The sequence below is a fragment of the Acidobacteriota bacterium genome (genome assembly GCA_028875575.1).
In the GTDB taxonomy this organism is placed as follows: Bacteria; Acidobacteriota; Terriglobia; order Versatilivoradales; family Versatilivoraceae; genus Versatilivorator.
Map to the genome: position 1 here is coordinate 13,796 of JAPPDF010000101.1, position 22,668 is coordinate 36,463.

Sequence of the window (22,668 nt, forward strand, 5' to 3'; positions counted from 1 at the left end):
CAGCTAGGTGAAAAGTGAATAGTGGAGAGTGGAGAGCTATTTGGTCGACATGCAAAACATCACTTCAGTCTCGGCACAGTCCGTCAAACAAGCGCAGTCAGTTCATCAGGCGCTTGTCCGTCCCCGAAAACCTCGGCCAACCACCCTTCACCCTTCAAACTTCATCCTTCACACTTCAAACTTCACAACCCCGGCGCCACCCCGATCTTTTCGCTGATGGACCTGGGAATGGTAATCGAAGTCATGGGACCCTGGGGTTCGGGCCTGGAGACACAGGCCACCACCAGCTTGCCCCGGGCGACTGGCGGGGATGCCGGGTCGTTCAACCGACGAAAAGTAAAGGAATAGACCAGGGAGCGTTCCCTCTTTTCCGCCACCTGCAGGTGTATCTCGACCAGGTCTTCGAAACGGAGAGGGTGACGAAAATCGCAGCTTGCGTGAACACGCGGCCAGCCGACTACCGGACGTCTCCGGGTGTCGTGTATCGAAAATCCCAGGGACCGGAAGAAGGCCTGCTCCGCCGCCTCCATAAAGCGAAAGAAGTTGGAAAAGTGCATGATACCCGCCATGTCGGTGTCGGAAAATTCCACCCGGCGGGTCAACTTGAATTCGAAGGCTCCGCTCTTCATCGCGCCTCGATCAGTGCCTTGCCATGAGACAGGGGCTCGGGCGGTGCGGCAAACTCGGCAACGCCGTCGAACAGCGGCTGCAGATCACGAAAGAGGTTGCCGATCAAACAATCGGTCAGATCCCCACGCAGTTGAGGAAATCGCTCGATGAAGGCCCGAAAGCTGAATTCCTGGTCGTAGAAGGCATAGACCAGCTTCCGCATCGCCTCCAGTCCGCGCGTGATCTCTTTCCCGTAGCCATCGAACATAGCGGCGGAACAGTCACCCGAGGCCAGAGCGCGATCGGCGGCTTCGGCCGCCAGTTCCCCGCCCCTCAAGGCCAGAAAGACCCCGGAGGAAAAGACCGGATCCAGGAAAGCGAAGGCGTCGCCGACCAGCACCAGACCGTTGGCCGCGCAATACCTGGATCGATAGGAGTATTCCCCGGTCACCCAATAGCGCCCTTCCTGCCGTCCGGGGCCCAGGTGATCCCGGATCCAGGGGTTGGTGCCGATCTCACCCTGAAAAATGGCCTGCGGATCGCGGGTATTCCGGTAGAGGTATTCCTTTTCGGCGACGATGCCCACGCTCACCCGGTCCTCGGGTAGAGGGATGTACCAGAACCATCCTTTTTGGGGAAGATAGGCCACCGTGGTGGCTCCTTCGTCCAACCCCGGGTCTCGCCGAGCCGCCCGGTAGTAGGTCCAGATCGCAATCTTGTTCAAACTGGGGTCGCGCACCTTCCAGCGGTTGCGCGTCATGCTGAAGACGTCGCGACCGCTGGCATCCAGGGTCAGGGGCGCCCGGAACTCGTGCTTCCGGCCCTGGCTGTCAATGGCCCGCACCCCGGCTACCGCCCCCTGCCCTTCCACCGTCTCGATGGCCCGGGTTCCCTCCCGAATCTCCACTCCCTTTTGGCGAGCGTTGTCGAGCAGCATCTGGTCGAACTCGCTGCGCAAGACCTGCCAGGTGGTGGCCGCTTCGTGATTGAAATGCTCGAAGAAATAGAAGGGGGTCGAGACGGTGCCCTGGGTGCTGACAAACTGGACGCTGTACTTCCTGGGGAAATGGGAACTCTTGATCTTGTCGATGACCCCCAGCCGCTCCAGGGTGAAATAGCAGTAGGGCATCAGGGACTCGCCGATGCGATAACGGGGAAAGCGCTCCTTCTCCAGAAGCAGGACTCGCCACCCCTTCTGGGCCAGAAAGGCCCCGGCGGTGGCTCCGGCCGGCCCCCCGCCCACAACGATGGCGTCGAACGGATCGTGCCGCTGGAAAGTGTCGTCTCCGGAATTCATCGACAAACTGTTTCCCATGGATCAGCTATAGCGGCTGCCACGATGCCGGCTCAAGAAGAAGTCCGGAAGAAAGCGGTCCACCTGCAGCAACCCCTCCCGACTGAGCCTGAGGCTGTTGTCACCCACTTCCAGGTAGTTCCGCTGCTGCAGACTCTGCAGAGGCAAGGCGAATCGCTGCCGGATATCGGTATCGAACTTTTCCCTGAAGTAGCTGGGGCGGACCGTTCCCAACTTGAACTGAAGGATCAGTTCGCGGATGAGACGCTCTTCGTGGCTGGGAGTGAGAGCCCGGTAGATGGGAAGCCGTCCTTCCTCCAGGCTCCCCCGGTAACCCGGCAGGTCATGCTCGTTCTGGTAGTGGGTGCCGTTGACATGGGAAAAGGAGGCCACTCCCAACCCCACCAGGTCGGCGCCGGTCCAGAGCAGATCACGGTAGAGGAAGCGCGTGCGATCCGGATCCTTCACCGCCGTGTAGGCGCTGCTGACGGAGTAACCACCCTGCTCCAGCAGCGAGAAGGCTTCGTCCACCCAGGCTCGCTTGGTTCCCCAGTCGGCCACCGGGGCCACGCTCTTGCCGGCGGCCTTCATCTCCTGAAACACGGTGGTGTTGTAGGGAATCTCCATCTGGTAAATGGTCACGCTGTCGGGCTCCATTTCCAGGGTACGCCGTACGCAGTCGCGCCAGTTTTGGCCGGTTTCGCCCACCATCCCGGCAATCAGGTCGATGTTGATTTGCGGGAAGCCCACCGACCGGGCGATCCGGTAGGCCCGGTCGATTTCCTTCGAACCGTGTGCGCGGCCGTTGGCCTCCAGGATGGCATCGTTGAAATTCTCGATCCCCAGGCTGAGCCGGGTCACACCGATATCCCGGATCACCCGCAGCTTGTGTTCCGTCAACGTCCCCGGCTCGCACTCGAAGGTAACTTCTTCAGCCGCATCCCAGGAAAGCTGTGCCTTCAACTCTTCGGCAAGCCGCACCAGTTGTTTCGAGGAAATGTAGGAGGGCGTGCCCCCGCCGAAATAGATGAAGAGCGGCCTGCGACCGCCGACGAAGGGCTTGCCGGCATAGAGTTTCAGCTCCTCAGCCAGTGCGCCCAGATAGCGCTCGACAGCCGGAGCGTCCTGCTGGGTATACACCTTGAAATAACAGAAATGGCAGCGTTTGCGACAAAAGGGAATGTGCAGGTAAACGCCCAGGGGGTTGTCGCTCAGGGGCGGCCTCTGAAGGGCGGCTGAGGCCTCTCCCACCCGATCGGGCTTCCAGAAGGAGTAGGGAGGGTAGTTGGAAACGAAGTAGTTTCCCGCGGTCGTCCGGTCGCCGCCCCGCTGGGGTCCGGAGCTATCGGAGCTCATGAATATCCTCAACCTGTACAGGTATTTATGGCAGTCTTGTAGCCCTTCCGGATCAACATTTTAGCATGGCTCCCCGCGATTGCAATTCACTCGGCTGCACTTGGCGCGGATGCGCGGGCAGCGAGGGAAACGGCCGTATCCGGGAAAGTATGGGAAAAAGCCGGAATGATGGAGGAAGTCTCGGTGGGACCCGGCGCTTTCGACAGCGCCGGAGGTTCTTCCTGGCGGAGTCACTCCTCCAGAGCTTCATCGGGCTCTTTGGAGGCAACGGGTTCGGGACCTGCCCACAACCGGTTGGCCATGACCACTCCTGCCAGGGCAACCGCCGCTCCCAGGTTCAGACCGGGGCCCAGGTTGTAACCCTGAACCTGAATTTCCGGAGACAGCAGGCAGGCGGCAGCGGCGAACAGGATCAGGCGGTGATCCAGCCGCAGGGGCCGCTTGAGATAGCCGGCGATGGCGGCCGCCAGCGCAAAGATTCCCAGAATGGCCGTGCCCACCTCCAGGCCCAGTTCCCACAGATTTCCAAGCCGGGTCAGATCCAGGGAGGCGTTGGAGGTGATCCGATCGCTGAGGCGGGTGCTGGTATCCCGCGGCACCAGCAGCAACAGCTCGGGACGGTAGACGAACATGAAGGGCAAGGTGAAGCCCACTAGGGCGAAACGGAAGGAAGCCAGGGCCGTCTTCATGATCCTGGCCTTGGCGATGGAGGCGCTGGCATAGGCGGCCAGCGCCACCGGCGGAGTCACCATCGACATCATCCCGAAATAGAAGATGAACAGATGGGCCGCCAGGGGCTGCACGCCCATCTGTTCCAGCAGCGAGCCCATCAGGGTGGCCATCAGCAGGTAGCAGACCACCGAAGGCACCCCCATGCCCAGGATGATGGAACAGATCATGATTCCCACCAGGGCCAGCAGTAGGCTCGATTCCACCACGCCCTTGATGACATTGCTGAAGTCGGTGGCGACTCCCGTCGATTGGACCACACCGATGATGATCCCCACGCAGGCGCTGGCGGCGATCAGGGCCACCCCGTTCCTGGCCGCCTTGACCAGCGCTTCCAGGATGGACGGCCTCAACCGGGGGTGCAGCAGGGCAAACAGCAGCAGTCCGAACATGCCCACCAGGCAGGAGTTGATGAGCGACTCGGCATAGAGACGCAGCTTGGGCACGGCCGGGGGCTGGGCAAGAACCGCCTGATGCAGGACCACCACCAGGGCGAAGGCCGAAAGAGCCCAACGGCGTGGGGCTGCGCTCAAACCGGTCCCGGGGCCGGCCATGCTCAGCAGCAGAATCACCACCAGGGACCCGCTCACCGCCTTGAAGGGGGTGAAGCCCATCAGCAAAAAGAGGATCAGCGTCCCCAGGGCCGAAAAGAAGACCAGTCCCTGAAACCGCGAGACCGGGCCCGCCGGCCCTCGGTCGGCCGCAACCGCCCCGGCCCGCCGGGCGTAGAAATGCACGATCAGGAAAATGGACAGATAGTAGAGGATGGCGGGAATCAGGGCCGCCTTGGCTACCTGCAGGAAGGTCACCTGGGGCTGAACCAGCTCCAGCATCATGTAGGCACCGGCTCCCATGACGGGAGGCACCAGGGCTCCCCCTGAGGCCGCCGCGGCCGTGATGCCTCCGGCCACGTGCCTTTCGAACCCGGCGTGACGCATCATGGGGATGGTAAAGGTGCCGGTGGTCACCGCGTTGGCGACGGCGCTGCCCGAGAGGGACCCCATCAGCCCGCTCCCCAGCACGGCCACCTTGGCCGGCCCACCGGGCGTGCCGCCGAACACTTTTTGGGCGAAATCGATAATGAACCGGGTTGCGCCGGACATCTCCAGAAAGGCCCCGAAGATGACGAACAGGAAGACATACTTGAACATGACGCCGGCTGCCGGGCCGAACACGCCCAGAGACTGCGAAAAAGTCGTGCTCACCAGGTAGGCCGCATCCTGGCCGGCATGCGGCAGCAGCCAGCCCGGCAGATCGGGCAGGAGGCTCTGGTGGGCCAGATGCCCGTAATAGCTGTGCGCCAGGAAGAGGAGCGCCAGCGCCGGCACCACCCAGCCAATGGAGCGGCGCGTGGCTTCCAACACCAGCAACAAGCCGACCGCGCCCAACACAAAGTCGGCAGGTCCTTCGATACCGGCGCGGTTTCCCAGCGATTTCCCGTAAGGCCAGAGGTTGGGGAACCACCCGTGAAAGAGCGGTTCGGTCATCAGCACCACGTAACCGCAAGCCGCGATGCTGGCGACGGCCAGGGCCAGATCGCCCAGGCGCGCGACCCGGCAGTCCCGCCAGCGTTCACGGGCCGGGGTGCTGAGAAAGCAAAGCACCAGGCCCAGCATGACAAACAGGGCCAACTGGGACTGCGGACGCAGCCGGGGAAAGTTGACCTCGGTCAGCGTGTAGAGGCACAGGACCGCACTCAGGAGGGGAATCAACCGCTTGCTAACGGGCTCGAACATGAGCCAACCTTTCTTGCCTGACACTCCCTTGTTTCGGCGCGTATGAGCCGCCTCATCGTATGGGACGGCAGCGCAACCAGGTGAAAAGTGATTAGTGGCCAGTGGTTAGTGGATAGTTACTTAATCGACACGTTCAGCAACTGAAACAAATCTGTTTCACTCTCGTATGTTCCGCCCGCCAGGGCGGAGGCACGGCTAACCACTAGCCACTGATCACTAATCACTATTCCGCTCGGGTTGCGCCGGGACGCGGTTGGCGGGGTTGGGCCGGAAGCCGATCTCCGGGTGACTCTCATAGAACTCTACGGCTCCGGGATGAAACGGGATCCCGGTATAGAGGACGGCGCCCTGAATCAGTCGTTTCTGTCCGCCGGGAAGCGGCACCGACCTGAGTTTTAGAAATCCCAGGGCCGGATGCCTGCGGGCCAACTCCTCCCGCTGCTCCCACAAGACTTCCAAGAGTTTTCGAATCAACTGCTTGTCGGTGCTTTTATGAGTCACCACTTGCATCGAGCCCACGTTCAGCCAACCGAAACGGGCTCCGACGAGGGCCTTGCGGAGCGCGTCAAGTTCCATCGATTCCGCTCCCGGCACCCTCAGTCCCTGGTCCAGGATGAAGGACAGGGCTTCCTCTCGGCTCATTTGAGCGATGCGGTCCTCCAGCTCATAGCGCAGTATCTTCGGATACCTCGACTTGACCAGGGCGTGGGGAATGGGCTTGAAGAAGGCATAGTCCCGGATCAACTGTCCCCGGACCCTGGGATCGAAGGGAATCACGTAGACCTCGAACGATCCGGAAGCCTGGATGATCGACTGGGCAGGCAGGGCCCCGCCCAGAAAAGCCGCATCGACAGCCCCGTCGCTGAGCATTTCGACGGCCACTCCCTGGGGCGCGTAGATGGCGCTGAACGAGCCTGCCGCCACCCCGTGGGCTTCCAGGATCGGCATCACGAACATCTCGAATCCTGCCCCGGCCGGCCCGATCACCACCCGCCTTCCCTTCAGATCGCCGATGGCGCGGATGCCCGAATCCCGCTTGGTGACAAACATGGCCACCAGGGGGGCCAGCGTGCAGACCGCCCGCACGTCGTAGCCGCCTTCCGATTTCCAGTTGGACCCGCCCTGGCTGGCGAAAAAGCTGATGGCCGAGTTGCTCATCCCCAACTCGAACTGACCGCTGGCCAGACGCCGGATATTCTCCTGGCTGCCCTTGCTCCCCTTGATCTGCACCTTCCAGTTGTGAGGGCCTCGATGGAGGTTGAGCACCTCGGCAATGGCCCCGCCCACTACCGGAAAGGTGCCCCCCACTGGAGCCGTCCCCAGACTGAGGAAACGGTGCCTTTCACCCTGTTGGCAAGCTACGGCCCCCAGGCCCATAGCCACCAGCAAACCAATCCAAAGCCAGCGTGTGGCGCTTTGTCCCATGAAGAGTTTCTCGACTGGATTTGCTTCCCCGCCTGCACCAATGAAACCGGTACTGCCGCGACGATTGTGAATAGCCCGTTGAAGTTCCTGAACATTGTATTCCTTCTTCACTCCACAACCAGCCAATACACCACGAACACAAGCACAATAGCTACTACGACCACGATTGAAAGTACCCATCCAATTCGGGAAGCGGTTCGGTTTCGGGAAGCCATTTCCAAAAGGGCTTCGTCCGCGACTTCTTCCATCAGGTCATCAGTATCAAGAGGCATGATTCGCCTCCATGGTCGTTCAAGGGCAATTCCGGTGGACCGGTACCAGGTCAGGTCTCAAGTGCCGATCACGGAATTCTTTCCACTCCCCGGTTTTCTGCATGACAGTATCATAACTGTGCGGAATCGAGCTCTTCCGGCCATATCCTGGCGTTTCAGAATTGCTCCTCGCGGTAGTTCCAGTAATTCAACAACGTCCCCGGTTTTCCGCTCGTGCCCTGGTTTTGATATGTTGAGGGTCGAGAAACGATGATCTGACAGGCATGATGTAGTGACTGGGGGCCGTTCAGGCAATCGAGAGGATGAATTACCGGAGGATCCTGTAATGAGCTTGCTGCGAGCCATTAGCTTCTCGGCGGTGCTTCTGTTGCTGAGCGCCGATCTCCAGGGATCGGATCAGGAAAAGTCTCTGGAAGTCCGGTGGGGAGAGCTGAACGACTTGATCGGCGTCAAATTGGTCACACTTCAACTCGCCGAAGGCGCACGGGTTGAGGGACGAATCCGAAGCGTGAATGCTGCTTCGCTTGACTTTAACGTCAAAAACAGCAGCAGTCTAACCGATTACCCCAAAGGCGAGGCTCAGATCCCCAGAGACGCCGTCTCTCGAATTGAGGTTCGAGGGCTCAAGGAGAACAAGGGTATACGGGTTGCCGCAACCGTGGGAACGTTTGTCGGAACCATGATGGGAAGCATGGTTGCAATTGCCGGAACCGAAGCCGGGGAACCCGGTGACAAGTATTATGGCAGCTACGCGGCGAGTATCGCCATCTCCACGGGAGTTGCCATATTGGTGAACCGGGCTCTTCGTCCCAAGGACGTCACCTTCATCAAAATCCTGCCCGATTCACCCGGTGCGAGGATGCCGAAACCCACCGACAAGGAGGAAAGTACATACACGACGGCTTCGGAAGAAGTGTCAATCCCTCCACTGTTTGAGGAATCAAGTTCAGAACGATTCCGCCGCCAAGCCCGGAGAGCTGTGATGCGGCAAGACCTCCCGCTTGATTTGCGGAGACTGCACGTTCAGGGCGCACAGACAAGTTTTGGGCAACCAGGGAACGCTGTTGAATAGTTGGAAGAAATTGGAACAGCGGTTCTTTAATCCTTTAGCAATGAAGGTGTTGGGATGATTTACCTGGCGGGGATCTATGTCCGATCTCCTTCAAACCTCATGTGACATTCGGTGTGAGCAAAGTTTTTCCAGTAACTCAAAAACGTCACAATTGCCCCCAATTCTCCTTCACTGTCTCAAAGCCCGAGTTCCGAATGGGATCCGAGGCGAACAAGTCTCAGCTTGTCTGTGCCGTGCTTCTGGTAGATCAGTACCAGGTCAGGTTTCAGGTGGCAATCACGGAAATCTGTCCACTCGCCGCTCAGTGCATGGTCGTGGTGTCGAGATTCCAGCGGCTGATCATTTGCCAACGCGACCAGGACGGGAAACAAAACAGCGTCCAGCGACGTCCGGTGTCGGCCCTTCAACTCACGCCTGTAATCGCGTTTGAATTGACTGGTGCGCTCAATCCTTCCCATTCAGATCGTCCATGAGCGCACCCACGCTGTCGAATTGAGACATGCCACCCTTGCGGGCCTCCTTCATTGCCTCGATGGTGACAGTGTTTGGAGTCAGCGGTGCAAATGGCAGTGCCTTTTCCCGCGCAATCCTGGTCAGCAACAACCGTACGGCATCGGACACGGTCAGGCCCATTGCAGCCAGCACCGCAGCTGCCTCTTCCTTGATGGCTCCGTCAATGCGCGCTTGAACGAGTTGATTCGCTGGCATAGTCGATTCCCCTTGGTTTCCTGCATGACAATATCATACACCCTGTCTCCTGAGAGTCTCCAGTAAGAACTGGCGCGGCTCCTTCACGGAGCCGCCTTGCGGTATTCTGAGACGGTAACTATCCTTGCAGCTAGCAAGGGAGAATCTGTGAGCAGCCTTTCCAACATCGTTATTTTTCTTTCTCTTACCGCGGCAGCGTCGGAATCGCCTTCGGTTGGGCTGCACCCGGCCGTCTCCCGGGGAGACGCATCATCGGTGCGTGTTGAACTCGACAAGGGAGTCGATCCCAACCGCAAGAACCCGGACAAACTCACCCCCCTGCATCTCGCTGCCCGCCAAGGCCACCTTGAAATCTCCAGACTGCTGTTGGAGAAAGGGGCGGATCCTAACCGGATGCAGGACACAACCGCCCGCACGCCGCTGCACCTCGCCGTGCAGCACCAACATGAACAGGTAACCAGGCTGCTTCTGGAGCGGGGAGCCAATCCGAATCTGGTGGCCCGCTATGGAAAACGTGAAACCCTGGTGCCGTTGCAGTTGGCCGCCCGGAGCGCAGATGGTGAAATCGCCCGATTGCTCTTGAGGTACGGCGCCCGCCTGGGTGGTCGATGCTCCGGCTGCGGACCTCAACTACTCCATTTGGCGGCAGGTACCGGGCATGTAGGCCTGGCCCGATTGCTGCTTGCCCAGGGGGTCGATCCAAGCACCCCTTTAGACGGGCTGCGGCCGGCCCAGATCGCCGCTCGGCGCGGGCATCTGGAATTGGCCCGGTTGTTGGGAGGAAGCGAGGCGGAACTCGAGGCGCCCAGTGCGGACGGCGGCGCCGACGGCCAGAGAGCCTCGACGCAAGCCCGCGCCAACGTTTTTGGATCTCAGCGCTCACAAGAGCTGTTGGAGGGCGCCAAGCAATGGGCCTTGAGCTTCACCGCGAACCTCCCCGATTTCTTCTGCACCCAGATCACAACACGGTCCGACAACCAGGGTCGGGAAAACACGGCGCTGAAGAAACGCCATGACATCGTCACCAAGGTTCAGTTCGTCGACGGGGCCGAATCCTATATGACGCTCACCGTGGATGGGAAGCCGTCCCAAAGGCACGTTCGAGAAATCAGCGGCATGGGAGAGTTCGGCAGCGCGTTGCAGGCCCTCTTCCAGCCGGATTCGCCCGCAAGCTTCTTCCACGAGGGCGACAGCCTGCTCGAGGGGCAGCCGGCGGTTGTCTTTGCCGTCACCCATCCGTCCGGCTACCAGTTGTATACGGGCGTCCTGCACGACGGCACCCTGCAAAACTTCGTCAGGGTCGGCTACGAGGGACACATCCATATTGCAAAGGATTCGTCGGCGGTGCTGCGGATCGTGGGCGAACGGATCTTTGGCGTCCCGGCCGATTTTCCGGTCCGGCAGGCACGCTTTCAGATCGACTACGGCCCCGTGGACATCGAAGGCAGGACCTACTGGCTACCTCTCAGCTCCAGGGACGTCCTGGTTGGAAGACGCAGCTGGATCAACCAGAACGAAAACAAGTGGATGAACTATCGCCGGTTCGCTACCAAAACCACCCTGGATTTCGGCAAGTGAGGCGGCGCCCCCGGACGCCGAGCTTTTCCTCCGCCATGGACTCGGCCCTGCCCCGTTGCCAGCCGGATGCTACAATGAGCGGCTTGCGCATGCGGGCGAGACGCCCGCGCTCCCGGGTGATCCCCTCCCAGCAGGAATGGACGATTTGAGCTCAGATCGAAATTGAAAAAGAAGATTCCATTCATCCTGGCACTTGTCGTCCTGGTCTTCTATGGCCTCCATCAGGATTTCTGGTTCTGGCGCCTGGCCGATCCGTTGATCCTGGGATTTATCCCCATCGGCCTGTTTTACCATGCGCTCTATTCGGTAGCTGTAGCCGGCCTCATGTGGCTCCTGGTCCGGTACTGTTGGCCCGTGCACTTGGAGGAGGTCTCCGAATGCACCGAGCCCCCGCCCTCCACCCGTTCCGAGAAACCGACCCCATCATGATCCCCACCCTGGTTGTGCTGGTCTATCTGGCCCTGGTTCTTTACATCGGAATTTTCGCCTTTCGCCGTGCAGCCTCCAGGCACGCGGCTGAAGACTATTTTCTGGCCGGCCGTTCCCTGGGCCCCTTCGTCTTTCTCTTCTCGCTGTTCGGGACCAACATGACCGCCTTCACCATCCTGGGGGCCTCGGGACACGCCTTCAACAACGGGATCGTCACTTATGGGCTGATGGGCTCCTCCTCGGCCCTCATCATTCCCCTGACCCTCCTGCTGATCGGCACCCGCACCTGGGCGCTGGGCAAGAAACACGGCTTCATGACCCCTGTCCAGATGTTTCGGGACCGTTGGGAGTGCAGCCACATCGGAACGGCCATCTTCGCCCTGCAAGCGCTCTTCCTGGTTCCCTACATCATCATCGCCGTCAAGGGAGGCGGGACCATCCTGCAAGCCATCAGCGGCGGCTGGGTTCCTTACTGGATGGGCGGCAGCCTGGTGGCCCTGGTGGTGATGAGCTACGTCTTCTTTGGCGGCATGCGCGGCACCGCCTGGGTGAACACCTTTCAGACCACGCTGTTCCTGAGTTTCGGCGTGGCTGCGCTTCTGGTGATCGGCGCCGGAATGGGGGGCTTCAGCGCGGCCATGGAAAGAATCGCCCAATCCCCCGCCCTGGCTCCCCTGCTCACCCGGGAAAATGTCTCACCGCTCTACTACCTCAGCTACACCTTCATCCCGCTGTCCGCCATCTGCTTCCCCCACATCGGCATCTTCTGCCTTACCGCCCGCCGCATGTCCCAGTTCCGCAAGACGGTGATCCTCTATCCGATCTGCATCATGGCCATCTGGCTTCCCTGCGTCTTTCTGGGGGTGGCGGCCAACGGAGCCGAAGACTTTCCCCGAATCCAGGACAAGCAGGCCGCCCGTCAAACGCTGGCGACATCAGGAACCGAGCTGACTCCCGAACGGGAAAGCGACCTTCGCCGCCGGATGGCGGCCGATGACGTCATCCCCCTGCTGCTGGACCGCTACGCGCCCCTGTGGCTGGCCGGCATCCTGGGAGCGGGCATCATGGCGGCCGTGATGGCCAGCGACTCCCAGATCCTGGCACTCTCGACCATGTTCACCGAGGATATCTTCGCCTTCTATGGGGGCAAACAGCGGTTCGGGGACCGGGCCCAGGTTCAAACCGGCCGTCTGTTCGTGGCGCTGATCACTTCGGCAGCCTTCGTCATCGCCCTGAAGACTCCGGCCACCATATTCCTGGTGGCCGTACAGTACTCCTTTACCGGCTACGCCGCTCTCCTTCCCCTGTTGGTGGCGGCTCTGTTCTGGAAGCGCAGCACTCGCTGGGGAGCCCTGGCCACCACCCTGTGGGCGGGCGCCTCCGTCGGCGCCATTGCCCTGCTGCAGGCGATGATTCCGCCTCCCTCCGGACCGCCGACCGCGATCCTCTCCTGGGGACAGCTCGACCTGATCGTGAGGACGGCCGGCGGGACCACCATTCTGGGCTTCCTGCCCGTCGTCCCCATCGTCCTGGTCTCGGCGCTGCTGATGATCGTGGTCTCCTGGATGACGGCTCGACCCGGCGCCGCTACAATCGAGCGATACTTCCCGTCCAAAGCCGACAGTTGACAGTCTCAATGCCTGCGCTGCGTCGCCGGTCGCGCATACTGCTGTCGCCGCGTTCGCGGCTTAACTCCCATACGCGACGTCTTCCGATGGCTTTCCCCGGGCTCTTGCCCGGGGCATCATTTTAAATAGAAAAGCGCGTTTCCCCTTGCAGCTTTGTGGGTTAGGTGAGAGCTGCGAGGCTGCGGTTGACGTAGATTACCCGGCACGACGCCACCTACGAGCCATCCTTATAGAGCTGCGTAGCTGCGGCCCAGGGTCGCCTGCGGGGTGAGCAGGAGGAGCCCGGGAGGCGTCGAGCTTGGCAGCGACGGCGGAGTCCTCTGGGCAACGGAGGTGTCAACCCGGGGTCGTATCGGTTCTGCGTCAACCCAGCCGCGAATGCGGCGAACAGGAAGCACCCGTCCCGGTAAGCACTACCTCTCCAGAACGTCGTTCGTCTGATTTCAAACCAGGTTGCGCACACGGAAAGGGGATCTTGTCGGCCTATTCCGTTTAGCGGTGGGGCCAAAGCCTACCAGGCCGTCAGCGCCTCTTCGAAGATACGGGTCAGGTCCTCTGCGGAGGCGGGTCGGGGGGAGAGCTTGGTGACGCGGTGTTGGGGGAGAGTGCCTTCCACCAGGCTGGGGATGTCCCGGGAGGTGTAGCCGAGGCCGCTCAAGCCGTTGGGCAGCTTCAGCCGCTGCATGAAAGCGACAATGCGATCGGACAGGATCTTGCCGGCGTCATCCAAAGCCTTGCCGTTGGTGTCGGCGCCCAGAATGGCGGCGGCATTCAGGTGCCTTTCGGGGCAGGCCGGCGCGGTGAAACGAAATACGGCCGGAGCGTTGAGAATCACCGAGATCCCATGAGGCACCATGGGGTGGTCCACCGAATACCCGGGGGCGCGATAGTCCCGGACCAGCCCCGATACCGGATAGGACATGCCGTGGGGCAGGTGGACGCCGGCATTGCCGAATCCCACGCCCGCGTAGGAAGCGGCCAGCAGCATCTGGGCCCGCGCTTCGCCGTCGCCGGGGTCTTCCGCCGCCCGCGGCAGGTATTCGGACACGATCCTCAGGGCTTCCAGCGACCAGACGTCGCTGATGGGATTGGATCCCTGGTAGGCCGGCCTCAAGACCGGGCGGTCGGGATAGGGCCGCTGGGCATATGGAATGGCGGTGTAGGATTCCAGGGCGTGGCTGAGCACGTCCAGACCGGTCGAGGCCCCCACTTCGGAGGGCATGCTGCGGGTGTTTTCCGGGTCCAGCAGGCCCAGGGTCGGCTTGAGCCTGCGGTGGGCGATGCCGGTCTTGGCCCGCATGCCGCTCAAGTCGAAGATGGCCACCCCGGTGGTCTCGCTGCCGGTGCCGGCGGTGGTGGGAATGGCCACCAGGGGCTTGAGGCTCCCCGGCACCGGAAGCCCCTTGCCGATGGGTGCGTTCACGTAGTCGAGGAAGTCCGCCGGGAAGGTGGAGTAGAGATTGGCCGCCTTGGCCGTGTCAATGGTCGATCCTCCGCCGATGGCAACGAAACCGTCGTAGCGATCGCCCCGGGCCGCGGCGATGGCCTCCTGGATGGATCGATCGGTGGGTTCCACCCGGACCCGGTCGAACACTGAAAAGGCGATGCCCTCGTCCTCCATCGCCTGCAGCGCCACCGTAACCGGCGGCAGATCCCTCAGACCCGGGTCGATGACCACCAGCACCCGGCCAAGCTTCATGTCCCTCAGATCCATCCCCACTTCCCGGGTCACCCCGGGACCGAAGCGGATGTTGGAGGTGGCCATCTGAAAACCGATCTCACGGCCCATGTCTGTCTCCACCATTGAAGGACTGAAGCCGGACTGCACTACCGCTGAATCACGCCGCCCCTTTTCCTTAACCAAAACAGAAAAGCTGGCCATCCAGAGATCCGATGACGATCCTTCCACCGGCCACCGCCGGTGAAGCCGACAGGGGTGCCCCGGCGTTGAACTCCCAGACCTTCTTGCCGTCTTTGAGGTTCAGGACGTAGAAGCGTCCATCATTGGATCCCACGTAAATCCGATCCCCGACCGCGACCGGGGAGGAATCGACTCGCGCCCTGGTGGCAAAGGTCCAGAGGGACTCGCCGTTGGCCGCCTCGAGGCAGTGCACCTTTCGATCGCGGCCTCCCAGAACCACCCGCCCCCCGACCACGGCCGCCGAGGAATAGAAGGGGAACTGGGATTCCTTGGACTCATACCGCCACAGCACCTTGCGCTCCCTCCTGCTGACACTCACCACCTGGTTGCTGAAAGTTCCAAAGTAGGCGGCATCGCCGGCCAGGGCCGGGGAGGCGCCGGTGTAGGCGATGGAGGGCACCTGGTACAGTTCCCGGCCATCCTTCACCCGGATGGCGCGAAAGATTTCGTCACAGCCGGAGATATAGGCCACGCCGTCAGCCACGCTGGGGGTGGAATGGACATACCCTTCGGTCATCACCTTCCACAGGAGCAGTCCCGTGTCGGCCTCCAGCGCGTAGAGGTGGCTGTCGTAAGAACCGACCAGGACCCGGTTCCCGACCAGCACCGGGGAAGACTTGATCTCTCCCTCGGTGGCGAAGGTCCAGGCGGCCTTGCCGGTTCGGACGTCGACCGCGTGCAGCACCCCGTCCAGGTCTCCGATGTATACCATCCCCTGCCCCACGCAGGGAGAGGACTCCCCGATGCCGAATTCGGCGGCCCGATAGCGCCACAGCTCTTCGCCGCTGCCCAGGCTCACTGCCAGCAGGTCGCCCGACTGAGAGCCCACGTAGACCACACCGTCCACGATGGCTGCCGAGGACTCGATCGGTTCGCCCACCTCCAGCGTCCAGAGCAGCTTGAGCGAATCGGGAAGGTTCGCTTGGGAGATTCCCGTCAAGGCAGGATTTCCACGAAACTGGCTCCAGATGCCGCCCGCCTGTGACGATGCGCTTCCGGTTCCCTGAACTCCGTGGAGAGACAGACCGAGCAAGCAAATCAGGGCCAGTACCGGCAGACCCGCCAGGACAACCGCCCCTGAGCACAGACCCTTCCCCGAATCGAATTGCCGGCGCTGTTCTAAAGTGCCCATTGGTAGACCTCCAAGGCTCCTTTCCGGTCCAGAGGCCGGGGATTGAATCGTCCGGTCCACTGCAGGCTGGCTGCTTCCGCCAGTCGACCCAGATCCTCCCTGGTCACTCCCACGGCTCTGAGTCCGGAAGGCATCCCGCCACGCGCGGCCATCTCTTCCAGGCGCGTCGCCAGCGCCACCGGGTCGTCGCGGTCGAACCCGTTTACCCCGGCCAAGTGCATCAACTCCCGGTACCTGGCCCCCACCACCGACGCGTTCCAGCGCACCACCTGGGGAAGCAGCATGGCGATGGCAACCCCGTGAGTGACCCCGTGATGGCTCGTCAGAGGGTTGGCGCAGGCGTGGCTGGCCCCCAGCATGGAGTGCTCGATGGCCAGCCCGGCAAAATAGGCCCCCAGCAGCATGGCTCCCCTGGCGTCGAGATCCCCCGGGGCTCTCAGCACTCTCTCGTAGTTCCCCTCGAGCAATCTCCAGGCTTCCCTGGAAAAGCACTCGGAGACGGCGTTGCGCTTGGTGGTGACGAAGCTCTCCACCGCGTGGGAAACGGCATCGAATCCTGCCGTGGCCGTTACCTGAGCCGGTTGGGAAAGCGTCAGCGCCGGGTCCAGCAGGACCGCTCGAAAGGCGGCCTTGGGATCCCCGCAAGCCATCTTCTCATGGGAATTCGGGTCGGAAATGAGCGCGTAGCTCTGAGCCTCGCTGCCGGTGCCGGCGGTGGTGGGAATGCCGATCATGGGCAGCATGTCCCTGGTGGCCTTGCCGTATCCCCGGTAGTCCTGCATGCGGCCGCCGTTGGTCAGCAGAAAGTTGATGCCCTTGGCGCAATCCAGGGAACTGCCTCCCCCCAGTCCGATGATGGAGTCCGGCCTCTGTTCGGCTGCGAACCGTCGCCCCTGCTCGACCATGTCGGCATCGGGGTTGACGTCGAAGTCGTGGAAGGGCAACGCCTCAACGCCCGCCGCCCCGAGAGCGTCCAGGGCTTCGTCCACGTGGCCCGAGGCTTGCAGGCCATGGTCGGCCACCAGCAGCGACCGCTTGAACCCCAGTTCGACCGAGACCTCACCCAGGCGTCCTATCGCGTTCAGACCGAAGAGGACCCGGGCTGCCGAATGAAATTCAAAAGGAGATAAATCCATGAAGCAAGGACGTTGGGGATTCCCTTCGGGGAAGGAGTCGGTGGACCGAATCTCGGCCGGCGCCATCGTTTAATTATGCGGGGCGCAGCCCGGCAAGTAAAGCCTTCGGCGTCTCCAGGGACATCCAGGGCCGGCCCCCGACCTCAATGCAAGAGCAACCGTCGTGGTTGCCCGACTATTCCCGTTCGCTCGGACAGCGCGGGCTCGAGGGCACCCACCAGGGGTGCCCCTACGCCTCAATACCCGGCCGCCTGGCCGTCCTTTCGCGACTCGGAAGCCCCTCGGTAGACCCGAGCTGCCGGGTCGACCCCGATGGCTTGATACCCCCCGAAGGGGCCCGCGTTCCGGGTGACCCGGTGACCCCGTCGCAGCAGCCCCTCCACCGATTCTTCGGAATAGCCCCTCTCCAGCTCCACCACGCCGCCATCGTCCATGCAGTCGCCGGTCGGCGAGGAAGATCCGTCGTGGTTGATGCGCGGGGCGTCCCCGGCCTCCTGCAGGTTCATGCCGAAGTCGATCAGGTTCAGGAGCACCTGAACCTGGCCCAGGGCCTGGAAGTCACCTCCCATCACGCCAAAGCTGAGGAAAGGTTCGCCGTTCCGGGTGACAAACCCGGGAATAATGGTGTGGAAGGGCCGTTTGTGGGGCGCGTAGCAGTTGAAGTGGCCCTCCTCCAGGCTGAACAGTTCGCCCCGGTTCTGCAGCATGAAGCCCAGTCCCTCGGGAGTCATTCCCGACCCCATGCCCTTGAAGTTGCTCTGAATGAAGGAGACCATGTTCCCGGCCGAGTCGGCCGTCGTCAGGTAAACGGTGTCTCCGGCAGCGAGGGCCGGGTTGCCCGCGTCGAAGCTCTTTCCCGCCTGCAGGGAGTCCAGCAGCTTGCAGCGCCGGCCTGCATAGGCCTTCGAAATCAACTGGCGGACCGGAATCCGGTTGAAGGCGGGATCGGCATAAAATCGGGCGCGATCTTCGAAAACCAGCTTCTTGGCCTCCACGAAATGGTGGATGTGATCGGTGGAGCCGAAGCCCATGGAGGCGATGTCGTAGGCCTCCAGCAGATTCAGCATCTGCAATACGGCAATGCCCTGTCCATTGGGAGGGAGCTGCCAGACACGGTACCCCCGGTAATCGGTGGCCACCGGCTCCACCCATTCCGAACGATGGTCCGCCAGATCCCCGGCGCTCAGAAATCCCCCCAGTCTCTTGAAATAGGCTTCGATCCTCCGGGGGATTTCTCCCTGGTAGAAGGCTTCCCTGCCCGACCGGGCAATCGCTTCCAGCGTCACCGCCAGGTGGGGACTGGCGAACACCTCGCCCGCCCGGGGGGCCCGACCCTCCAGCGTAAAGGTCTCCAGGAAGCCGGGCCACTTCCCGTGGATCGCCACGCTTGCGTCCCAGTCCCTGGAAATAACCTCCGAGACCGGAAATCCCCGGCGAGCATATTCAATGGTCGGGGCCAGCAACTGATCCATGGGCAGCCTCCCGTAGCGCTCGTGGAGTGTGTACCACCCGTCCACGCATCCCGGCACGGACACCGAGAGCGGTCCCCGGGAAGGCAGCCGGCTCAGGCCTCGCCGTTTCAATTCCGCCAACTCCAGGGAATAGGGGGAGCGGCCACTGCCGTTGAGACCGGACAAGCTCCTGGCGCCGGCATCCCAGACCAGGGCAAAAAGGTCGCCCCCGATCCCGCACGAGACCGGCTCCACCAGGCCCAGCATCGCATTGGCCGCAATGGCGGCGTCCAGGGCGGTCCCCCCTTTCCTGAGAGTATCCACAGCCACCTGGGTGGCCAGGGGCTGGCTGGTGGCGGCCATGCCGTCACGGGCCAGAACCTCGGAGCGGGTAGCCCATCTCCTGCCCGCCACCGCCACCTGCTGGCCTTCAAAAAGAGAAACGCCCATCCCGGATCCGGCATCCATAGTCACCTCGGCTCCTGGCTCGTTTGGGCCAGCACCTCTTCCAGAAAACCCTGCATCCGGTCGTGGTGCGACCCCTTCCAGTAGACGCGTTCGCACTCCGGGCACCACCGGAATTCCCGATAATGCTCCCGGGTTCGCGGCAGCAACCTGGAAGCCACCTCGTCGCTGGGGATTGACTCGATCGCCCCGTTGCAGCGCAGGCACCGTCCGAAGGGCTCCAGCCTGTCCCAAAGGCCGAATCGCCGCACCACTTCGATCAGCTGAAGCCGCGGACTCGTTGCCCGGATCCAATACCCGTAGGTAACCTGGCTCCGCTTCAGCAAACCCCGATCGCGAGTCAGCAGGATGCGGCGCTCGGCGTTGGACAGACGGGCCAGGCTCGCGTCCTCGAAGTCTCTCCGGTAGAGGCTGTCGAATCCCAACAGGCGCAGGAAGGAAGCCAGCTTCCCCAGGTGGACGTCCAGGACGAAACGGAGCTCCGGCAGCGGTCGAGGACGGACCCGAAGAATCGGTCCGACATCGATGGATTCGAACCGGGGGTAGAAGCTGATCCGGTCTCCGTCCCGGACGCGGTAGCTGAAGTCCACCGAATCTCCGTTGGCCAGAATCAGATCCAACTCGGTGTGGGGCACTCCCAGAGACTCCACCATATCCTTGACCGATACCTGGCCGCTGAAGGAATGGTCAAAGCCCCCCGGACCGTCGCCATTGCTTGCGGCCGGTAGGCAATCCTGCAACTCGGCATAGAATCGCAGATGAGCGGTGGCCATTACCAGATATAGTCCTTGGCCAGCGGCCTCTTGTCGAACCCGTCCAGAACGTGAACGACCCGGATCTTTTTGACGCTGACCGGAGAGAGCTGTCCGATGGGCAGATAGACGATCTTGCGCCCCATCCTGGAGGCAACGGTGCGAAAGATGGATCGGGGCGGACGGGCCGCCACGTAGACCACGAATCTCTCCAGCGTGTAGTCCAGACCCGCCAGCAGCAGGGTCTCCGCCTTGCTTTCCGCCATCCCGTAGTCCGGGTCCTGCCAGACGTCCAGCATGCGGCGCGGAGGGTAGGAGAGCAGGAAGCCGCCATACTCGGCCCGGGAAATCCCCGGTCCCACGATCCGCTCGTAGGGGTTGGTGGAATAGAAGGCCATGTCCGATTCCTGCGCATGCTCCCCCAGCCAGGTTGTGCACCAGTGGTAGCGGTTCTCCAGGTCCTCGTCAAAGACGACCACCACGGCCCCCACCTCACCCGAGACCCGCTGGTACTCCCGGACGTACAATTGCCCCTGGTGCCAGTTCCGCAGTGTCTCGCGGACGTCGATGCCGTCCAGCAGGGAGGTCTTGAAGACTTCCACCCTGGACCTTTCCGCCGAAAGAACGCTTTTCCCCTTTTTCTTGAGGAATGCCCCGTAGTCTTCCAGGACCAGGTCCTCGGGAGGGTAGGAACAGATGCCGCTGCCGTCGAATTGGCGGGCCCATTCGCCCGGCGCCGATTCCTTTCTGCGGCCCCTCAGACCATAGGGGCGCACCCGGGTCTTGCGTCGGGGCAACCGGCGCCTGAGCTGGATTCGCCTCATGTTGGCGTAAAGCTCTTCTCCTGAAATCCTGACGGTCATGAGATCCGACTGGGTCCTTTGGTGAGGAGTGCCGCCGGCCAGTTCCCAAAGATCCCAGGCGTAGTTGTCGTCCACCACCGAACGGGCCGAAACCGTCAGGTCAAAGAGTCCGGCCACCAGTTGCCGGTCCAGGAAAGCCAGGTTTCGAGCGTAGCGCCCCAGCAAGCGTCGTTGCCAGTGAGAGACCTTTTCGCCGGTGGCTGCGCCGTATCGACTTTCCGATTCAGCCAGAAGCCGGAAAACCATGCGCTGGCGGTCGATGCTCCGGACGCCTGCCACAGGCGCATTATCCTCGGAAGCACCGGTGCGCCGGGCCGGCCTGGCCCTCCACCTCACCCTCCTGGCCGTTCGTTCCACGATGGACTCCAGGGACTGCAGCGGATCCTCCACCGGGGAGGTAATCACCCTGAAGGGTTGGTTGCCGTGCCCGGGCAGCGGGTCGGATGTGACTGACTCAACCCTCCCGGCCTGCGAGGGCCGGCGGCAGCGCTCGTAGACTGCCTGGAAAAAGGGAGGCTCCAGCAGCACTTCGGCCAGGCACTCGGGGTGGAGGTTGAGCACCTGAATTCCGGTCCGTCTCTGGTGTGCCAGGGGCTCGGCCTGGGGCTTTTCGAGGGCCTTGAGCACCAGGGGAAATAGATTCAGGGAAAGCACTACCCAGACGGCTTGCCGTCCGGGGAGCGATTGCAGTCTCCAGGCCATGCCTTGAGCCTGCCGGCGAAGCTGGTGTCCGGCCGGCCGGGGGTAGGCGAGCCAGCTCTCCACAAACCTTGAATAACCGATTCGCCGAACCGCGTAGGAGTCGGGATAATTCTCCGGGGGATGGGCCGGCCGGTCCAGGTCGGGATCCACGAAGTGGGCAGCGGCATTCACCTCCCGGCCGCTGCGAAGCGCCTCCATGAAGGGGTCGGTAATTTCTACAGGGACGTAGACGGCATCCTGTCCGGATTTGTCCGGGTAGAGGATCACCGAAAACTCCGGTAGCCGGCTCACGGCCCGGAGGGTCGCCGCCTTCAGCGTTTGGGGCAGCTCGACGGCGATCCGTCGGGGGCGATGGGCCAGGATGGCCCGCCGAACTTCAGCGGCGAACTCCATTCGCCCGGGCACCACCGGCAGAAAGCGAAAGCGCCCTCGCCTCCAGCCGTCCGCCTTTTCAGTGCCGCCCATAACGGAGGGCCTCCTGGCCGAGGGTCTGCAGGATGGCAGTCTCCAGCGCGCGGGCGCGGCCCCGTCCCGGAGACATTTCGGCCAGCTTCATGGCGAATCTGGCGATGTTGATTCCATCCCGGACGGTGTAACGCTCGTCGGCCTCATGGGCTGCCTGCAGAAAATCGGTGACGTAGTCCAGGACCTCCTGCTCGGCAAAAGGCAGATTTTCGCGAAGGATGTGCAGCTCTTCCTCCCGCTCCGGGAACTCGAGCAGGATTTGAGGCTGCAGCCGGGAATGAATGTATTCCGGCAGCTCAAAGGTGGAAGCGTCGTCGTTCATGGTGGCGACCAGGCGAAAATTGGGATGGGCCTTGATCTTGATCCCGGCCACGATGGATTCCACGTATCGCCGGTTGTCGAGCAGCGGGGCCAGGCTGGCCCAACTCTTTTCGCTCATGCGATTGCCCTCGTCCAGGATCACCACTCCGCCCCTCACCATGGCGGTCACCAACGGCGAGGCCACGTAGCGAAGCTTTCCCTGCGACTCGATCACCGGGGTGACCAGCAAGTCTTCGGGACGGGTGTCCAGCGTCGCCTGCAGGATATAGACTTCCCTTCCCAGCCGCTTGCCCACGGCGTAGGCCAGGGTCGTCTTCCCCACGCCCGGCTTGCCCAGCAGCCGGGGGTTCATCGGCAGATCCTGGTTGTTGACAACCATCCAGGCGGCCATGAGCTGGCGAATGAGCTCCTCCTGGCCAACCCACTGAATGGGCAATTCATCCGGATGAGCCAGGTGAATGCGGACGCCGTCGATGTCGACGCTCTGAAGAGTTTGAGGCGATTGCGCGGTCATAGGCAATTAAAGAACGATCCACGAAGGGATGAGATTCGGCGACGGAGCAAAACTTGCTATAATTCGGTTCAGGATTATATCAGGCCGCCTTACAACGGTGGAGGTCGGGT

19 protein-coding genes are annotated in these 22,668 nt (G+C 62.2%); 4 read left to right on the forward strand and 15 right to left on the reverse strand.

All coding sequences use genetic code 11. The features are described from left to right. Nucleotides 1-182: 182 nt before the first annotated feature. The 6 genes from OXI69_17565 to OXI69_17590 form a co-directional block, all read right to left on the reverse strand. A complete protein-coding gene (locus OXI69_17565; protein MDE2667952.1) occupies nt 183-629 on the reverse strand; it encodes a thioesterase family protein in 447 nt (148 codons plus the stop codon). After that, entirely contained in the window at nt 626-1,906 is a 1,281-nt protein-coding gene (locus OXI69_17570) for an NAD(P)/FAD-dependent oxidoreductase (protein MDE2667953.1), read from the reverse strand. Before OXI69_17570 ends, OXI69_17565 begins: the two co-directional genes overlap by 4 nt. Before the next feature lie 21 nt (nt 1,907-1,927). Then, nucleotides 1,928-3,259: a coproporphyrinogen-III oxidase family protein gene (locus tag OXI69_17575; protein ID MDE2667954.1), complete on the reverse strand. Its 1,332-nt coding sequence runs from the start codon at nt 3,257-3,259 to the stop codon at nt 1,928-1,930. A 230-nt stretch (nt 3,260-3,489) separates the two neighbouring features. Beyond that, nucleotides 3,490-5,724, reverse strand: coding sequence for a TRAP transporter fused permease subunit (locus tag OXI69_17580; GenBank protein ID MDE2667955.1), 2,235 nt, complete (start codon nt 5,722-5,724; stop codon nt 3,490-3,492). Nucleotides 5,725-5,940: 216 nt separating this feature from the next. Next, on the reverse strand, nt 5,941-7,149 hold the full coding sequence (locus tag OXI69_17585; GenBank protein ID MDE2667956.1) for a TAXI family TRAP transporter solute-binding subunit: 1,209 nt from the start codon (nt 7,147-7,149) through the stop codon (nt 5,941-5,943). 107 nt (nt 7,150-7,256) lie between these two features. Then, nucleotides 7,257-7,421, reverse strand: coding sequence for a hypothetical protein (locus OXI69_17590; GenBank protein ID MDE2667957.1), 165 nt, complete (start codon nt 7,419-7,421; stop codon nt 7,257-7,259). A 325-nt stretch (nt 7,422-7,746) separates the two neighbouring features. On the opposite strand from OXI69_17590, the gene OXI69_17595 reads away from it, so the two are divergent. Continuing rightward, on the forward strand, nt 7,747-8,493 hold the full coding sequence (locus OXI69_17595) for a hypothetical protein (GenBank protein MDE2667958.1): 747 nt from the start codon (nt 7,747-7,749) through the stop codon (nt 8,491-8,493). Nucleotides 8,494-8,669: 176 nt separating this feature from the next. Here OXI69_17595 and OXI69_17600 read toward each other — a convergent pair whose 3' ends face one another. Both OXI69_17600 and OXI69_17605 read right to left on the reverse strand, forming a co-directional pair. After that, nucleotides 8,670-8,951 (reverse strand): type II toxin-antitoxin system YafQ family toxin, encoded by a 282-nt coding sequence (locus OXI69_17600; GenBank protein ID MDE2667959.1) that lies wholly within the window; start codon nt 8,949-8,951, stop codon nt 8,670-8,672. Further along, nucleotides 8,938-9,201: a type II toxin-antitoxin system RelB/DinJ family antitoxin gene (locus OXI69_17605; GenBank protein MDE2667960.1), complete on the reverse strand. Its 264-nt coding sequence runs from the start codon at nt 9,199-9,201 to the stop codon at nt 8,938-8,940. Before OXI69_17605 ends, OXI69_17600 begins: the two co-directional genes overlap by 14 nt. A 147-nt stretch (nt 9,202-9,348) precedes the next feature. Here OXI69_17605 and OXI69_17610 point away from each other — a divergent pair, with 147 nt between their 5' ends. The 3 genes from OXI69_17610 to OXI69_17620 all read left to right on the forward strand — a co-directional run bounded on the left by OXI69_17610 (nt 9,349) and on the right by OXI69_17620 (nt 12,836). Beyond that, nucleotides 9,349-10,779 (forward strand): ankyrin repeat domain-containing protein, encoded by a 1,431-nt coding sequence (locus tag OXI69_17610; protein MDE2667961.1) that lies wholly within the window; start codon nt 9,349-9,351, stop codon nt 10,777-10,779. A gap of 162 nt (nt 10,780-10,941) precedes the next feature. Further along, nucleotides 10,942-11,208, forward strand: a complete 267-nt coding sequence (locus tag OXI69_17615) for a hypothetical protein (protein MDE2667962.1) — start codon at nt 10,942-10,944, stop codon at nt 11,206-11,208. After that, nucleotides 11,157-12,836 carry a sodium:solute symporter family protein gene (locus OXI69_17620; GenBank protein ID MDE2667963.1) on the forward strand — a complete coding sequence of 560 codons (1,680 nt, stop codon included), beginning with the start codon at nt 11,157-11,159 and terminating at the stop codon, nt 12,834-12,836. The genes OXI69_17615 and OXI69_17620 overlap by 52 nt, the downstream gene beginning before the upstream one ends. 511 nt (nt 12,837-13,347) lie before the next feature. Here the strand turns inward: OXI69_17620 and OXI69_17625 are convergent. The 7 genes from OXI69_17625 to OXI69_17655 all read right to left on the reverse strand — a co-directional run bounded on the left by OXI69_17625 (nt 13,348) and on the right by OXI69_17655 (nt 22,558). Beyond that, a complete protein-coding gene (locus OXI69_17625; protein MDE2667964.1) occupies nt 13,348-14,625 on the reverse strand; it encodes an iron-containing alcohol dehydrogenase in 1,278 nt (425 codons plus the stop codon). A gap of 67 nt (nt 14,626-14,692) precedes the next feature. Next, the gene (locus OXI69_17630; protein MDE2667965.1) at nt 14,693-15,889 is read right to left on the reverse strand and encodes a PQQ-binding-like beta-propeller repeat protein; all 1,197 of its coding nucleotides are present in this window, start codon (nt 15,887-15,889) and stop codon (nt 14,693-14,695) included. Continuing rightward, nucleotides 15,877-17,091 (reverse strand): iron-containing alcohol dehydrogenase, encoded by a 1,215-nt coding sequence (locus OXI69_17635; GenBank protein ID MDE2667966.1) that lies wholly within the window; start codon nt 17,089-17,091, stop codon nt 15,877-15,879. The genes OXI69_17630 and OXI69_17635 overlap by 13 nt, the downstream gene beginning before the upstream one ends. Nucleotides 17,092-17,261: 170 nt before the next feature. Further along, on the reverse strand, nt 17,262-18,944 hold the full coding sequence (ggt, locus tag OXI69_17640; GenBank protein MDE2667967.1) for a gamma-glutamyltransferase: 1,683 nt from the start codon (nt 18,942-18,944) through the stop codon (nt 17,262-17,264). 2 nt (nt 18,945-18,946) lie between these two features. After that, complete coding sequence (locus tag OXI69_17645) at nt 18,947-19,714, reverse strand: twitching motility protein PilT (GenBank protein ID MDE2667968.1); 768 nt, start codon at nt 19,712-19,714, stop codon at nt 18,947-18,949. After that, on the reverse strand, nt 19,714-21,723 hold the full coding sequence (locus OXI69_17650; GenBank protein MDE2667969.1) for a hypothetical protein: 2,010 nt from the start codon (nt 21,721-21,723) through the stop codon (nt 19,714-19,716). Before OXI69_17650 ends, OXI69_17645 begins: the two co-directional genes overlap by 1 nt. After that, a complete protein-coding gene (locus OXI69_17655; GenBank protein MDE2667970.1) occupies nt 21,710-22,558 on the reverse strand; it encodes a MoxR family ATPase in 849 nt (282 codons plus the stop codon). The genes OXI69_17650 and OXI69_17655 overlap by 14 nt, the downstream gene beginning before the upstream one ends. Nucleotides 22,559-22,668: the final 110 nt, after the last annotated feature.